Origin of the sequence: Cytobacillus sp. Hz8 (assembly GCF_042263505.1) — a bacterium.
GTDB lineage: Bacteria > Bacillota > Bacilli > Bacillales > Cytobacillaceae > Bacillus_BE.
Genome location: NZ_JBHKFI010000001.1, coordinates 414,146 through 430,576, shown reverse-complemented (window position 1 = coordinate 430,576; position 16,431 = coordinate 414,146). Strand labels below are relative to the sequence as shown.

The 16,431-nt window shown below is 37.3% G+C and carries 14 protein-coding genes; 2 read left to right on the top strand and 12 right to left on the bottom strand.

Annotated elements, in window-relative coordinates:
* Positions 1–164: 164 nt before the first annotated feature.
* The 8 genes from ACE38V_RS02095 to ACE38V_RS02060 all read right to left on the bottom strand — a co-directional run bounded on the left by ACE38V_RS02095 (position 165) and on the right by ACE38V_RS02060 (position 8,657).
* Positions 165–1,847 (bottom strand): sigma-54 interaction domain-containing protein, encoded by a 1,683-nt coding sequence (locus tag ACE38V_RS02095; protein WP_375839477.1) that lies wholly within the window; start codon positions 1,845–1,847, stop codon positions 165–167.
* Positions 1,848–1,890: 43 nt separating this feature from the next.
* Complete coding sequence (locus ACE38V_RS02090; RefSeq protein WP_375839476.1) at positions 1,891–2,841, bottom strand: ketopantoate reductase family protein; 951 nt, start codon at positions 2,839–2,841, stop codon at positions 1,891–1,893.
* A gap of 95 nt (positions 2,842–2,936) precedes the next feature.
* The gene (locus tag ACE38V_RS02085; protein ID WP_375839475.1) at positions 2,937–3,344 is read right to left on the bottom strand and encodes a MaoC/PaaZ C-terminal domain-containing protein; all 408 of its coding nucleotides are present in this window, start codon (positions 3,342–3,344) and stop codon (positions 2,937–2,939) included.
* The gene (locus tag ACE38V_RS02080) at positions 3,341–3,790 is read right to left on the bottom strand and encodes a MaoC family dehydratase N-terminal domain-containing protein (RefSeq protein WP_375839474.1); all 450 of its coding nucleotides are present in this window, start codon (positions 3,788–3,790) and stop codon (positions 3,341–3,343) included. Before ACE38V_RS02080 ends, ACE38V_RS02085 begins: the two co-directional genes overlap by 4 nt.
* Before the next feature lie 79 nt (positions 3,791–3,869).
* Entirely contained in the window at positions 3,870–4,634 is a 765-nt protein-coding gene (gene fabG / locus ACE38V_RS02075) for a 3-oxoacyl-ACP reductase FabG (protein WP_375839473.1), read from the bottom strand.
* A gap of 399 nt (positions 4,635–5,033) precedes the next feature.
* Positions 5,034–5,480: a (2Fe-2S)-binding protein gene (locus ACE38V_RS02070; RefSeq protein WP_375839659.1), complete on the bottom strand. Its 447-nt coding sequence runs from the start codon at positions 5,478–5,480 to the stop codon at positions 5,034–5,036.
* Positions 5,481–5,496: 16 nt separating this feature from the next.
* Positions 5,497–6,339 (bottom strand): FAD binding domain-containing protein, encoded by an 843-nt coding sequence (locus tag ACE38V_RS02065; protein ID WP_375839472.1) that lies wholly within the window; start codon positions 6,337–6,339, stop codon positions 5,497–5,499.
* Complete coding sequence (locus ACE38V_RS02060) at positions 6,336–8,657, bottom strand: xanthine dehydrogenase family protein molybdopterin-binding subunit (protein WP_375839471.1); 2,322 nt, start codon at positions 8,655–8,657, stop codon at positions 6,336–6,338. Before ACE38V_RS02060 ends, ACE38V_RS02065 begins: the two co-directional genes overlap by 4 nt.
* A gap of 242 nt (positions 8,658–8,899) precedes the next feature.
* Between ACE38V_RS02060 and ACE38V_RS02055 the strand changes: the two genes are divergently transcribed.
* Together ACE38V_RS02055 and ACE38V_RS02050 are read left to right on the top strand one after the other, a co-directional pair.
* Positions 8,900–10,072 carry an amino acid deaminase/aldolase gene (locus tag ACE38V_RS02055; RefSeq protein ID WP_375839658.1) on the top strand — a complete coding sequence of 391 codons (1,173 nt, stop codon included), beginning with the start codon at positions 8,900–8,902 and terminating at the stop codon, positions 10,070–10,072.
* Positions 10,069–11,379, top strand: a complete 1,311-nt coding sequence (locus ACE38V_RS02050; protein WP_375839470.1) for a D-arabinono-1,4-lactone oxidase — start codon at positions 10,069–10,071, stop codon at positions 11,377–11,379. Before ACE38V_RS02055 ends, ACE38V_RS02050 begins: the two co-directional genes overlap by 4 nt.
* 169 nt (positions 11,380–11,548) lie before the next feature.
* Here ACE38V_RS02050 and ACE38V_RS02045 read toward each other — a convergent pair whose 3' ends face one another.
* The 4 genes from ACE38V_RS02045 to aepX are packed head-to-tail and all read right to left on the bottom strand — an operon-like array spanning position 11,549 to position 16,426.
* A complete protein-coding gene (locus ACE38V_RS02045; RefSeq protein ID WP_375839469.1) occupies positions 11,549–11,959 on the bottom strand; it encodes an NUDIX hydrolase in 411 nt (136 codons plus the stop codon).
* 6 nt (positions 11,960–11,965) lie between these two features.
* A complete protein-coding gene (locus ACE38V_RS02040; protein ID WP_375839468.1) occupies positions 11,966–13,813 on the bottom strand; it encodes a 2-aminoethylphosphonate aminotransferase in 1,848 nt (615 codons plus the stop codon).
* Positions 13,806–14,936: a phosphonopyruvate decarboxylase gene (gene aepY, locus ACE38V_RS02035; protein ID WP_375839467.1), complete on the bottom strand. Its 1,131-nt coding sequence runs from the start codon at positions 14,934–14,936 to the stop codon at positions 13,806–13,808. The genes ACE38V_RS02040 and aepY overlap by 8 nt, the downstream gene beginning before the upstream one ends.
* Entirely contained in the window at positions 14,933–16,426 is a 1,494-nt protein-coding gene (aepX, locus tag ACE38V_RS02030) for a phosphoenolpyruvate mutase (RefSeq protein ID WP_375839466.1), read from the bottom strand. Before aepX ends, aepY begins: the two co-directional genes overlap by 4 nt.
* Positions 16,427–16,431 lie beyond the last annotated feature (5 nt).

Here is a 16,431-nt window from a genome sequence, read left to right as displayed (position 1 = left end):
TTAATTCAATGATGAATTATATTCAGTTTTAGACTAATAAAGTGATTCATAATTGAATTATCTGTAAAATACAAAAAACCATCCTTCTCAAGATGGTTTTCAATCAAATTTAAGTTCATTTGATTCAATAATGAATTAATTGAATCAATTTCTTCACTACGTCACTATACTCTAATTTCATTTGTTAACTTGATTCGGTATTTCTTTAATTTCCTAACGATCGTTGGTTGACTAGTTTTCAAGGCATCTGCCATTTCATATGTCGTCTTATATTTTTTTGCTGCCAAAGTTAGTAAACGCTCTTCGGTTAATTCTGTTGCATCCTTCAAGGTCATTATTTTTTCAACTGCTGGTAAATCTTCTACCGGAGCATTCCGATATTCAGCTGGCAAATGCTCGACTCCTAATAAATCTTCCTTATTTAATAAAATAATCCGTTCTACTAAATTAGCCAGTTCTCGAATATTGCCCGACCAAGAATAATAATAAAGGAAGGTTTTCAGTTCTGAGTTAAATCGCTTCATTGTTCCATATTTGCGATTTATTTTTCCAAGATACTGATTGGCAAGGGGCAATATATCTTCCTTTCTTTCTCTTAATAGAGGAATAGATATGGGAACAACATTTAATCGATAGAAGAGATCCTCCCTAAATGAGCCTTCTTCAACCATTTTTTTTAAATTTCGGTTAGTGGCAGCAATTAAACGCACATCTACTTTCTTAGTAGTCGTTCCCCCAATCCGCATAATTTCCTTCTCCTGAATAACCCGTAATAGCTTAACCTGAAGGTTTAGTGGAAGTTCCCCAATCTCATCCAAAAATAGAACTCCTTTATCTGCCATCTCAAACATTCCGGGTTTTCCTTTCGTATTTGCACCGGTAAAAGCCCCGGCTTCATAACCAAATAACTCAGATTCTAGTAAATCTGGTGGAATCGCACTACAATTCACTTTAATAAATTTTCCATTTTGGCTCCGTTCACTTCGACTATAGATGTAATTGGCTAATACATCCTTCCCAACTCCGGTCTCTCCAAGAATGAGAACCGTTGCATCTGTATCCACAATTCTTGCAGCTGCTTCATAGATTAATTTCATCGATTGCGATTGAACAATCGTTTGTTCATCTGAATGAATAGGATGTCCTTTTAATCGATTAATCTCCTTTTGATAGCTTTTATTGAGCTCATTAGCCTTTCGTAAAGCTGTTTGCAATTCATTTAATTCTGATAAATCACGAATATTGGTTACCACACTTTCAATTTCACCATCTTCATTAAAGACAGGATTTCCTGTTAAAAGTGTTTCCCTGCCACAATAATTTAATTGAACTAATGAAACCGTTCTTCTTTTCTCGATGACTTTATGAGTTACAGAATTTTCCAAAATTCCTCTTTTCACTAAATCCTCTGTCTTTTTATTCAAATAATATTCTTTTGGAATATTCGTGATCCTCTCAATAGCAGAATTGGTTTTGATGGTCAGACCATTACGATCTGTAATATAAATCCCATCATATGAATTTTCAATAATGGCATCCAACTGCCGGTTTACACGCTTCAATTCACTCATTTCTGTAAATATCTGCTCAAATTCATTGGAAAATACGCCCAAATAAAGAACGCGATTCTTTTCCAAAGAAATTCGAAAAAAAACGCAGCTATTTGTACCAATTTTTGATTGAATAATTTTCCCGTCGCCACGAACAAGCCATTCATCAAAAATCTCTTCCATATGCTGATGGATGATTTCTTTTGAAAAGCTCTTTCTTAATAGTTGGTTGACTTGGATGATTTCGCCATTTTCCTGCGTTTCAAAGTAAAGAAAAGGAAGATTATCGATTATCATCTTTTCACCTCTTTTTCATTCTTCTTGGTCTTCATAACAGCAGCTATTTGACATAATGACTCCCATGAATATGTGAAATCTTCTCCTTTTCTGAATACTTTAATAAATGATAAATCGTATCAATGGTTGGTGTTTCAATTCCCAGCTCTTTACCCTTGTGGAGAATAAACCCGCCTATGGATTCAAGCTCCATCGGTTTCCCCTTTAATCTATCCTGTAACATGGATGTTTGATGGTCTCGTGCCAACTGGCCTTGGGAGATTATGCTTTCAATATAGGAATCATCGATATCTACTCCTGCAAGTCTTGCCACCTGGATCGATTCCTTACATATTCTTTTCGCAGCAGCCAATAATCCCTCGTCATCCAATATAGATGCAATGCTATCTTCTATAAGTGCTGAGAGTGGATTAAATGTTACATTCCAGATAAGTTTCTTCCATTTAGCCTCCATAATATGATTAGAAAGATGAACATGAATCTCAGCCTCATTACAAATATCACTTAATCTATCTAAAAAATCCTTATTTTTCTGATTGTCATATGAACCAATTAAAAAAAAGGGAGGATTCCCAATTTGCATAATAATACCTGTATTCTTCATTTGAGCTTGTATGTATGCAGCAGCTGAAAGAATTCTTTCTCGTCCTAAAATGTCAGCTAAGCATTCTTCATTATCAACTCCATTTTGAAGTGTTAGAATCCTTGCATCTTCTTTTAAATAAGGTTTGAGTTTGGTTGCCATCTCTTTTGTATCATTTGATTTCACGGCAAAGACAACGAGGTCAACATCTGCAAATTCATCTATATGATTTGTAAAATTCCCTTGAACCTTTTTCATTTCTTGATTTGTTTCAATCACTAACCCATGTTTTTTCATAAATTCATAGTTTTTCCCTCTCGTAAGAAAAACGATTGAATTTCCTGCAAGAGCTAATAATCCACCGAAGTAGCCTCCAACAGCACCGGTTCCTGCAATACCAATCTTCATCATATTTTCCCACATCCTTATGTAAGAGGAATAACCCAGTAACGAAACAGCATCTATGTCACTGGGTTTTGATTTGATTTTATTATTCAATTATTTCTCTAGACTGTAAAGAGATGATAAACTACTTTTCCTTTAATGACTTCATTTCCGTTTTGATTAACAGCACTCACTGCAAAATGTAATTGATTATCATTTTTATCTTCTAATGTTGCCTTTAAGGAGATTTCATCATTTAATAATACCATCCCCTTAAAGCGAATAGAATAATCCTCGATATAACCTGCCTCATAATAAGAAGTAAAGAGCTTTCCTAAATTACCCATTGTCCACATTCCATGAGCAATGATTCCAGGTAAGCCTGCTTTTTTTGCCTCCTCATCAATGGTATGAATCGGATTAAAATCACCAGATGCACCTGCGTATTTGATTAAGTCAATTCTAGATACAGGATTCAGATGAATTACAGGAAGGGACTCACCAATCATTAATTCTGTTATCGTGCTCAAATTGTCATCCCCTTTCTTACGGCTTCATTGATGATAATCGTTGATTTAGATGAGAAAATCATTTTCCCTTCTAAATCTTCTCCAATTGCATCTGTCACTAAAATGCCCATGCTTCCTTGTTTTCCAACCTTTTCGGTATAATCTTTTATTACTGTATAGCAATAAACATCTTCCCCTACAAAAAGGGGGCGGTTATAATGAAATTCTTGTTCTCCATGAATTAATCCTTTTTTGGGAAGATTCAAACCTTCAACTACACCATAATCGAATACTCGTGGATAGGTTGGAGGGGCGATATTTCTGCCATACCTAGATTTTTCCCCAACTACCTCATCAAAATAAATTGGATGTAGATCCCTGATGGCCTCAGCAAACTTCTTTACTGCCCCTCTTTCAACCGTATTTTTTACCTTGTTTGATTTTTTTCCAATTTGATCATAGTACAATTTCCATTCACCTCATCCTTATTTGGAAACTTCCAATCTTTTTATAATCAAATGCCTGTTCGACTTCATTCGTCTAGTTTTACGCTTTTGGTCCGCCAGCCACATAAATGACCTGACCATTTACAAACGAGGAATTTTCATCTGCAAAAAAAGCAACGGCATTGGCAATATCCTTAGGTTTTCCTGTTCGTCCGACTGGAATCAAAGCTTCATTAGCTTTAATAAAATCCTCAAAAGGATATCCCATCCGATCAGCCGTTTCTCTCGTCATCTCAGTTTCGATGAAACCAGGAGCAACAGCATTGGCTGTGATTCCATATTTACCAAGCTCGATTGCCAGAGTTTTGGTAAATCCCTGAAGTCCCGCCTTTGCTGCAGCATAATTTGCTTGCCCCCGATTTCCTAATGCAGATGTTGAAGAAATATTAATGATCCGGCCATATTTCTTTGCAACCATATATTTCTGTGCAGCTCTTGCACAATTAAATGATCCTTTTAAATGAACATCCATAACCGTTTGCCAATCTGAATCCGTCATTTTAAATAAAAGATTATCCCGAATCACACCTGCGTTATTAACTAGTATGTCAACCGATCCGAAGACTTCAAAAACCTCCTTGATAGCGGTTTCAACTTGTTCCGGATCAACGACATTCACAACTCTTTCTAGTACATTTACGTCCTGTTCCCTTAGTTCCTGTGCCGTATTATTCAAAGCTTCTTCATTCACATCAAATAAAGCTACGTTTGCCCCTTCATGTGTCAACAATTGAGCAATCCCTTTTCCAATTCCTCTGCTGCCTCCTGTAATTACCGCTGCTCTTCCTGCAAATCGCTTTCCCATCTCCCATTTCCCCTCTTTTCCTTTTCTACGATTACATTATTTTATTAGTTTATTATTTTCATTATCTTACTGGAAATCACCCCTACCGCCTACCGACCAGTTGGTATGTTTTCTGCTTTTTATTTTAAATTAAATTTTCAGAAAATAAAAGACTTTTTGTGAAAAAAATACAAAAGAACTAGTTATTCAGGTTCTCCACCCACAAAAAAAGCCATCCAAGCATCGCTTTTCTACAAGGATGGTCTCCTTCCTTTTCACAAATTCCTCTTGGCTCAGATTGATTGCTCCATAGCATTTATAAAATTTTATCGGTAAGGCCAAGGTATTTATAAAAAACTAAATATGAAGCTTCTTCTCTTTTAATTTTAAAGATATCCACGATTCTATCGATTCGTTCTTTTATTTTTTCTTTAATACTGATTTAACAGCCTCTTCGATTTCCTGATAACTCGTACAGCGGCAAATATTGGACTCAAGCCATTCTTTAATCATTTCATCTGAAGCATTGGGATGATTCTGAATTAAAGTTTGACAATTCACGATAAAGCCCGGTGTACAATACCCACATTGGAATGCAAATTTCTCTACAAAAGCATGCTGAATAGGGGTCCCCCCTAAACCTTCAATCGTAATAATCTTTTTGTTTATTGCCTCAATAGCCAAAATCAAACATGATTTCAATGGGATGCCATCAGCTTCGATCGTACATGCTCCACAATCTCCGTTAAGACATCCCGGTTTGGCACCAGTTAATCCCACTTTGTTTCTAAGAATATCTAGCAAAATATCAGATGGACGAAACGTAAGATGAATTTTTTCCCCATTAATATCGAACTCACCGTTCATAAATGAAGCTTTTTGATTATCCATTGCCCTCTCCTTTCCATGTAAGCATCATATCTTGAAGCAAGTTTCGAACTACAAAAATGCGATATTCACGAGATCCTTGTTCATCATTAAGGATTGGCTGTTCTAAAAACTGAATAGCATTCTCTATTCTCGTTTCCATCGGATATTGTTCTTGATTTAGTTCCTTTTCAATTCTATATGCTCGATATGGAAAGGGGGATAAGCCGCTAAATGCTACTCTCATTTCTTCCTCTTTTTTAATTGCAGCCATTGTAACAAGCGGATAACCGGTATCCCATTGACGTCTTCTTTTTATACTAATAAATGGTAATTGAGAATCAATTATCGGGGTAACAAGTTGAATTAGAAATTCTCCTTTTTCTAATCGAAGAGTTTGCTTAAAAATTTGATGGAACGGAACTTGTTTCAATCCATTCGGCCCAGCTATTATTGCCTGACTATCCGTTAATAAATAAGGTAAAACAGCCTCTCGATAGTAGATATTTCCACAAATATTCCCACCTAATGTTATTTTATTTCTTGTTGTTCGATCAGCGACTTCACTAGATGTCTTAGTTAGTAACGGGAAGATATTTGCATCCGCTACTTCTGATAAGGTTAGCCCAGACCCAAGAACAATTCTCCCATCTTGTTCATACATCTCTGTGCTTTCAGGAATATATTTAATATCAACGACAGCGCCTGTCTGAAGAAGGTTTAGCCTTCCTAAAGTAATAATTTCTGTCCCTCCAGAATAATAAACTGGATTTTTTTGTTGCTTATCAAGAATGAGATATAATTCCACCGCTTCACTAAACGTTGTTGGACAATAATAATTAAAATCGAAAGGAATCACTGCTGCTCCTCCTCTGTTCTCTTCCAAATAAGTTCAGGAATAAGTGGCAATTGATTTAATTCAACTCCAGTAGCAAGAGATAATCCATTAGCTAAGGCAGCAGGAATCCCCATCAATCCATGCTCTCCTGCCCCACGTGCACCATAAGGAGCATCAAGCTGTGGCGTCTCAACAAAGTGAACGACATATTCAGGGTTTTCTCCATAATGAAGCGGACGGTAGGTTCTGAGCTGAGAGTTCAAATTTCTCCCGTATTGATCAAATTGAAATGTTTCTCTACCAGCAAATGCTAGCCCCATACTCATGGCACCCATTACTTGGCCTCTTGCCATCTTTTCATTTAAAACTGTGCCAATGTCCGCTACCGTAATCGCTCTAAGCACCTTGTAGGTAAAATTCCTTTTATCAAATTCAATTTCCAATCCTTGGGCACCGACTGACCATTCAGGACCTGGTTTTCCCTCTCCTGTTTCAGGATTCATATTCGTAATATGTCTCAGAATATAATGGCCTCTCCCGATAATTTGACCACCGATAGCATTTCCATTTGAGTATTTATATCCGTAGGCAATATCTTTTATGGGAATCCCTGTATATGGTTCATCAATTAAAAAAACTCTCCCATCCCCAATATCTAAATCATCAGGAGTACAACGCAATACAATCGATGCAATTTGCTTCAATTGACGAATCGCATCATCAGCTGCTGCAAGTACCGCTCTCCCTGCCATAAACGTTCCTCTGCTTGCAACCGTTTTCCAATGGTCTGGTGTAGTTTGGGTATCGACCTTCATTCGAACATGGATATCCTTCATTTTCATTTTCATCCGCTCAGCCAAGATCTGAGCAAGTACCGTTTTCGTACCCGTTCCGATTTCAATCACTCCAGACATCAAATTAACGGTTCCATCTGGATTAAAGGTAAGAATTACACCAGAACTCGCATCAGAATCAATGGTTGAGGTTTTCCAAAAACAACTGACTCCTTTTACAATGATGCGTCGATCATCGACTTCCCTAATTTGCCCTCCTTCCCAATTCATAGCTCTTCTAAGAATCCGAATGCATTCTTTTACATTTCCCACATTGCTTTTATTGAGAAGAGTCTGGGTAGGAGTTGTATCTCCTGGCTGAATGGCGTTTTTCTCTCTGAATTCTAGCGGATCCATCCTTAGTTTTTGCGCAAGCATATCCATTGTCCGTTCAAACACAAATAAAACCTCCGAATGCCCAAACCCTCTATATGGCGAGGCATACGGATGATTCGTATACACACATAATGAATCGCACCAAATATGTTCAATATTATATGGTCCTGTACAATCAACTGCTCCAGCCCGATTTACATCTGTTGCTTTATCAGAATAAGCTCCACCGTCAAATAAATATAGTATTTCTGTTGCCTTCAATATCCCGTCTTTTGTGCAACCCAGTTTAATAGTTGCGTCCAAACCGATATGACATGGTGCCGTAAGAATATCCTCTTCTCGAGAATAAACGAGCTTGACCGGCCTTCCCCCGACTGCTTTTGAAGCTAGATATGCAAGAATCTCCCATTGAACGGATGCCTTTCCCCCATATCCCCCACCAACAAATGGGGTATGAGCCACTATTTTTCCCGAATCAATATTAAAGTATTGGCTCATTAACTTTTTCACCATAAAAGGAGCTTGTGAAGATGTCGTAATATGAACCATGCCATCAGGCTTGATTTCAGCGATTGCTGCTCTTGTTTCCATGGCGGCATGACTGGACGGATTAAAAGAAAACTTGGCTTCTACAACAACTTCACTTTCAGCCCACCCTTTCTCTATATCTCCTTTTCTTATTTTTGTCCGATTGGCAATGTTTGTATTTGGCTCTGGAAAGACACCTTCAATTTTTTGATAACTTGCGAGATTCTCATGAATGAGAGGAGCATCACTTCTTATTGCTTCCGTTGGGGAATTAACTACAGGTAGAGGTTCATATTCAACTTGTATTAAATCAGCGGCTCTCCTTGCTAAATATGGTTGATCAGCGACCACCAATGCCACCACTTCGCCATGGTAGCGTACTTTTTCCGTCGCTATGGGAGGACGGTCTCTTATTTCTTCCCCTGTTAGTGGTATTGATTCTTGTCCAGTAATAATTGCCCGAACTCCATGTACTTTTTTGGCAAAGGTCAAATTGATTGATTTTATTCGCGCATGACCATAGGGACTAATTAGCATTTGAGCATGTAGCATGCAACCCTGCTCATCTGCTGTATACTTGGCTCTCCCAGAAATTTTATCAGCTGCATCCTTTCGGAATTCACTTTTGCCGATGATACGCAAACTACATCACCCCGTTTTCAGGTTATGAGGAGCTAGCAAAATATTTATTTCCAATATTCACAAGATAACGATCTAAATCCTTTAAAAAATATATGGATCAAATCTTCTGTTTATTCCGATTAACAATATTTCAGTGTACCTCCTAATTCAAATGAAGATTTTTTTTCCTTTTTCCTCATCACCTCAACAAAGAAGGAATATATATAAAATGAAGAAGTATTTTGAAATGAGGTGCTATTGTGTTGATTCATAAGGCATTGAGAGACATCCCCCTTCCTGCCTTACTATTGGATATAAAAGTCTTTGATGAAAACTGTCGTACCATAGCTGCAAAAGCACAGGGAAAAACCATTAGAATTGCAACAAAATCCATTCGTTCTGTCCCTGTTCTCCGAAGAATTCTCCAATCCAGTTCTACTTTTCAAGGGCTTATGTGCTTTAGCCCAAAGGAAGCACTCTTTCTAGAGGAAAAAGGGTTTGATGATATATTGCTCGGCTACCCTTGCTGGGATAATGACGCATTGAGGCAAATGGCAAGAAGGAATCTTTCCGGAAAGCAATTCATCTGTATGATTGATTCACTTGAACATCTTATCTATCTGGAGCAGCTTGCAAAGGAAGTAGATGGTCTATTCTATTTATGCATAGATGGGGACATGAGCTCAAGATTTAGTGGCTTTCATTTCGGTGTTCGTAGATCCCCCATTCATCAAGAACAGCAGCTATTACCTTTGCTAGAAAAAATTAAAGAAACGGATCATCTCACTATCGTTGGATTTATGGGTTATGAGGCGCAAATTGCCGGTGTTGGAGACAATGTACCTGGAGCTCATATAAAAAATAAAATAATCACTTTTTTAAAGAACCGATCGCTAAATGAAATCGTCTTTCGAAGGCAAAACTTCGTAGAGACAATTAAAAATGAAGAATTTGAGCTCACTTTAGTCAATGGCGGGGGAACCGGTAGTATCCTTACCACCTCTACAGAGGAAGTGGTAACAGAAATTACCGTCGGCTCGGGTTTTTATTCTCCTTTGCTATTTGATTATTATTCTGATTTTCAGTACAAGCCTTCCCTATTTTTTGCTCTTCCGATTGTCAGAAAACCTACCGCCACTATTTTCACCTGTCTTGGCGGAGGATATATTGCTTCAGGACCACCTGGGCAAGATAAAGTTCCCCAACCGATTTATCCCATGGGAGGTAAGCTCTTGCCCCTAGAAGCAGCAGGAGAAGTACAAACTCCCGTTTACTATGAAAATCAACCTTCATTAGAAATTGGGGATGCCATCATTTTTCGGGCTGCAAAAGCGGGGGAGATTTGCGAACGCTTCAATGAAATAATCTGTTTTTCTGATGGACAAATCGTTCAAAGTTACCCTACCTATCGTGGTGAAGGAGGATGCTTTTTATGAGGACACTAAAAGGTCAGCGTTGGAGAAACTGGTCGCATACAGTTGAGAATAAGCCCGATCAAATATTCTACCCTACATCGCTTGAAGAACTTTCTACCATTGTCAAGGAAGCCAAAGAATATAAGAAAACGATACGTGTTGCTGGTGCAGGGCATTCTTTTACCAGCTTACTAAAAACAAACGAGTGGATCATTTCACTAGATTCTTTAAGCGGCATCGAATCTCTTAACAAAGAGAAATCTACCGTTACTGTTCTTGGAGGAACAAGATTATATACGATTGGAAAAGAGCTTGGAAAAAGAGGATATTCACAAGAAAATCTTGGGGACATCAACGTTCAAAGCATTGCTGGGGCTCTTTCAACAGGAACACACGGAACCGGTTTACAATTTGGAAATCTCTCAACACAAGTAATTGAATTAACCCTTTTAACTGCAAATGGAGAATGTTTAACTCTTTCTGCTTATAAACAGCCACATTTTTTTCAGGCAAGTCTCGTTTCGTTAGGTTGCCTTGGAATTATCGTCAAAGTAACATTAAAAATCATCGAAGCCCCCATCTATATCTATCAATGTAAGAAAGTTAATTATGATCAGCTCATTCAAAAATTAGATGCCTATATTCTCAATAATCGTCATTTTGAATTTTATCTCTTTCCCTATTCCAATACTGTGCAAGTCAAAAAGATGAATGAGACTAATCAAAGACCACAGGGTTTAAAAAAGCAACAGCTTAAAAATCTTATTCTCGAAAACTACTTCTTTTTACTTCTCTCAAAGATATGTAAATGGTTTCCAAAAAGCAGTCGTTACATTAGCCGCTTATCTGCATGGGGCGTTGGAACAGCCTCCATCACCTCTTACAGTTACCGACTATTTGCAACGCCTAGACTTGTTCGTTTCAGAGAAATGGAGTACTGTATTCCACTTTTTTCATTAAAAATTGCTTTGGAGGAAGTTCGTGCATACATGGAACAAAAGGGATATCATGTTCATTTTCCAATTGAATGCCGGACAGTGAAAGAGGACGATATTTGGCTTAGTCCCTCCTATCAACGTGATTCCGCCTATATCGCATTCCATATGTATAAAGGAATGCCTTATCATGACTATTTTCGTGATATGGAAGAGATCATGAAGAAATATGAGGGACGACCCCATTGGGGAAAGCTACATAACCTCTCTTTTAAGGAATTACAATTACTTTATCCTAAATTTAATGATTTTCTTGAAGTTCGCAAAAAACTGGATCCGGAAGGAATGTTTCTTAATGCTTATACAAAAAATCTTTTTGGGATAATGGAGTAAATTAATAAATGAAGAGATTAATTTTTGTGAGTGGACAGAGAGGAACTTGAAGATGGCCGAGCTATTCTCGAAATTTATTTTAATTGAATCCATACTTTTTTATAAATTTATTACCTCCTCAATTTTTTCTGAAGCCCCCTATTACATAATAGATGAGGCTCCAGATCATTTATTTGATTTCTTTAATAAAAGGAGATCGATTTTTACTTAGACAACGTATCATTCTTTCCTTAAAATGTTCAGAGGTAATCATTCTTTTTGCCTCATCTACGGTAAAAAAACCAACTTCCAGGCTTTCATGGGAGGCGGCTAATGTTCCATTAATAATTTTTCCAGCAAATATAACAACCAAAGTTGATTCTTTCATATCCTGATCCATTCCATAAATACCTGTAATCTTAATATTCATTCCAGTTTCTTCTTTTACTTCTCGGATAGCTGCCTCTTTAATTGATTCCCCCCGTTCTACATAGCCTCCAGGAAACTCCCAGCCACGAATATGGTTTTTTACTAAAAGAATTTTCTTATGTTTATTCCACACTAAAGTTGCGACTGCCAGTTTGTGCTTATAACTTGTCAAATGAATTCACTCCCTCCCTTTCAATGTAAGTAAATATGTCTCTAAAAGAATTACAAAGCGCTCAATATCCCCCCGATTTACTTGACCGATATTGGCAACTCGAAAGGTCTTCTGATTTTCCAATTTTCCCGGGTAAATCGTAATGCCATTTTCATAGAAAAATTCATGCATCCGTTCAAAATCATAATTTGAATCAGTTGGTTCTTTAATAGCTGTAATAATTTTGGAATGATTCTTTTTTTCAACGATATACTCGAGTCCCAGATTGGTGATTCCTTCAATCAGGATCTGCCACATTTCGGTATACCTTGCATATCGGTTTTCAATTCCTTCCCATTTTGTTTCTAAAATGGCTTGCTTTAGAGCATATAATGTTTGAACAGGTGGGGTAAATCGCATTTGCTTTGTTAATTTAAAATGTCGATATTGAGAATATAAGTGGAGGTATAAATTACGTGGGCGATTATGGTTGGTCTTTTCTAAATCCATTTTTCTTGAAATAACAAATGAAACTCCAGCCATCCCTTGTAAATTCTTATTTGCACTTGCAGCTAAATAACTGATATTCATCTTTTCCATATCTATAGGAATCGCTGCGAAGGAACTCATCGCATCAACAATTAATTGGATATTGTACTTTTTACATAGCTCTCCTAGCTCTTCGATTGGATTGAGAAGACCCGTCGTCGTTTCATTATGAACGACAGCAAGATGAGAGATGATGTTTATGTTATTTTGAATACATTTCTCTAAACGATCCATGTCTATAGGAGAATCACTTGAACTTTCAAAAATTAAATTTGGCAATTGATATACCTCAGCCATCTCACACATTCGCCTGCCATACGCACCATTATTGATGATTAGAATTCCTTCATCAGCGATCACTGAACTTATGATTGATTCCACTGCGGCTGTTCCTGATCCACCAAATAATATCGTTGTATAATCATTAGTAGAAGCGACAAATTGGGTTATTTCCCTTGAAATCCATTCCATTAATTCTCCAAATTCTTGCTCTCTCGGACAGATATCTGCAACGACTTGGGCAAACTTTACCGTATTAGTTGTTGTTGCTGGACCAGGATTTAAGAGAATGTTTCGAGGGATATTGAATACAGGGAGTGCTTCCTTTGATTGAATAATTGGATAGATGACATGAAACGCACGATTCCATTGAGATTCATCATCTATCTCGCACCAAGCCACATCGGAGAGCTTAAGAATTTCAAATTCTTCTGTTTCTGAGATTCCAACAAGGGCCCGTTCATAATCCATTTTAAAAGGATTGCTCCATTCTTTCTCCGCAAAAGAACACATTTTACGGAAAGAAGAATGGGAAATTTTCGAAATCCCCATCAATTCCGCATTAGTTGAAGCCAATTCTTCTCTATGTTTAGACAAATTAACGAGTTTACCTTTGACACTCATTTCAATAAAAACCTCATCCCCAGAATGGGTAAATTCACTTGCTAAAATAACGTTTCTTTCCTCACTTTTTAAAATCATTTGAATGGCTTTTTTTTCATAGATTAGATCTGATTCAAGTAATAGAAAATCTTCGGTTATTTGTTTCTTGCACAAGTAAAGTGTGCGCATACTCCCGCTGAGTTCATAGATTGGGTTAAATACACAAGTAATTTGTGGAAATTTACTTGCTAATGCTTCATATTGCTCATGCTTATAACCCGTACCAATAATCACCTTTTCAATTCCACTCTCTAATAGCTTTTCAATCGAGTGCTCAATAATCGGCTTGCCATCCAATTCAAGAAAACCCTTTGGATAATTAGCAGTCCTTTCCCCTAATCGACTTCCTAAACCTGCCGCCACAATTACCGCAAGCTTAGTCATTTAAAAACACCTGCAATCTTTCCTTTACTTCAAAAGGTTTTTCTTTTGGCCTACCAACACCATTCATAGAGCCTTTTGCAATCTTTATATATAGAAACGTCAGTTTTTGCTCTTGTTTCCATGCTTGAATATATTGGGTTAATTCATCAAGATTATGGACATAAATGGCATTTGCATAGCCACTGCAGGCCGCGATTCCAACAAAATCAACATTGTGGGAAACAGTTGCCTGACCACCAGTAGAATCGTGTGACCCATTATCTAGCAAAATATGAAGAAGATTTTTCGGGTTTTGATAACCATTTGTCGCAAGAGAGCCCATACGCATTAAGAGTGCTCCATCCCCATCAATCGCAATAATTTCTTTTTCTTTTTTGGTTATTGAGAGACCTAAACCAAGTGAGCTAATACAGCCCATTGACCCTACCATGTAAAAATTATTAGGGACGTCCTCGATTTCATATAATTCTCTTCCTGTTTTTCCTGTTGTCGCAAGTTGAATGGTGTTTTCTCCTTTTAAGGCATTAATCCGGTTTAATGCCTCCATTCTTGTTGGAAACTGATCCTCTGCTTTTTTTCCCATTTTGCATTGATTTTTTGTGGCTATCTTCATTTGTTTTTGCAGATTTACGTTGGCAAAAGTATTTTTCTTCACGATAAAGAAAAAAGGCTGATTATTCTCTAAAATAATAGTTGCCCTTTGTAGTTGCTTTAATGCTTCCTCCATTTCATTTGCTAAATACTCCCATTTCACCTTCATTAATGACAGCAGTTCTCCTGTAATTTCTCCCATTATTTCATGCTGAGGCTCATCCATTAATCCAGGTTCTCCACGAAGACTGACAAAACCAAGAATGGGAATTCGAAAGGGCTGAATTAAAGAGGTTAATGGTGAAGAAGCGTTAGTTAGTCCAGAATTTTGCATTAGAACGACAGATTTCCTTCCACCTATCCTTGCTCCTGCAGAGATTGCAACCGCTTCTCCTTCATTAACGGCTGGAATATATTCACACTCGTTAATGGCAAAATTGATAAGAGGTTTTAGAAAAGAACAGGGAACTCCAGTAAAGAGATTGAAGCCAAAATTTTTTAGATATCCACCAAATAATTCTGTATTTATCATATGATTTCACCGTTATTTTGAAATTCTTGGTAGCCTTTGTAATCAAGCCACCCTCCTTTTATATATTGAACCGAAATGGAGAGGTATTCTCGTAAATAGTTAAAAAGATGGGGATAGGTTAATAATTTTTCATCTTCTTTTTGGGATAAAGTATCCAGAGCTTTTTTTACTTTTACCGCCCCATTTTCTGATACCTTCCAAAGCCCAATAAATTCCCCATGAATATCATCATCGGTCCATTGCTCTTTCATCTCAATGAGTTGAACAGGTTTAAACCATAACTCTTTTGAATAAGCTTGATTAGCTGTTATATATCTTTTTTCCATTCCGGGTTCTACATCAGCATCGACAACAATCGTAATATCATTAGTATCATTCATTAAGTCCTCGATGATATGGGGCTTATAAAATAGATCACCATTAGCAATAATCGTATTTCCCCTTAGAAAATCGCTTTCCTTTATAAGAGAAGGTATGACATTTTCACTCCCATTAAGATCAACCACCTGGACTTCCTTAATCCCTTTTGCCTTCATCTGGTGAATTTGTTTTCCTAAAAGAGCTTGGGAAGCCATTGTTGAATTCCTTAAAAGAATCATCGCATTCGATTGATTACCATTCATTGAAAGATATCGTTTTTCCGCTTGAGCAAGTTCTTCCGCCTCTTGTAACTGAAACACTCTTTCAAGTGAAGCAACATTCTTTTCCGCATTGATAAGAGTTTCTTCTAAAAAGATTTGTTTAGTTATTTGTTCCATCGCTGCAATGGATGCTCTTAAATTATGATTAGCCCAAATCGCAAGACTAATTCCAAACTCCCGAAATTTACCGGTTGGAACCGAAAAGTATTTCGTTGGAACGATGACCACTGGAAGACGGCTTCCCCATTCTTTCATAAAGGCTTCGATTTCAACAAAATCATTTCTCTTACTATGAATAAGGATGGCATCCGTCCCTGCTTTTCTATATGCCTCTGCACGTTTCAAAGCCTCTTCAAGTCCCCAACCAGCAATAAGAGCTTCAATTCTTGAGATAACAACAAAATCATCATCCTTTTGCGTGTCCTTCATCGCCCTTATTTTATTACTAAATTCATCCATGTCTGCTAAGGGCTGTGCTTCCCCTTTTATAAAGGAATTTGTCTTTGGAAATTGTTTATCCTCGATACAAACACCAGCGATATTTCTTTGCTCTAGCTTTCTCACTAGCCTCCGAGCATTATTAAAATTACCATATCCTGTATCACCATCTAATAAAATCGGGATGGAGGTTGCATCACTCATAAACTCTAAAACTTCCATTACTTGTGTCCACGATGCCTCATTATTATCTCGAACACCCATTGCAGCTGACATGGATAAGCCGCTTGCCCATATTCCTTTAAATCCGGCTTCTTCAACAATTTTGGCACTCAAACCATTATGAGCCTCCATAAGCAGTTCCAATTGATGACTATTAATCAAGTTTCGTAATTGCGTCGTTTTCTTCATCTTCT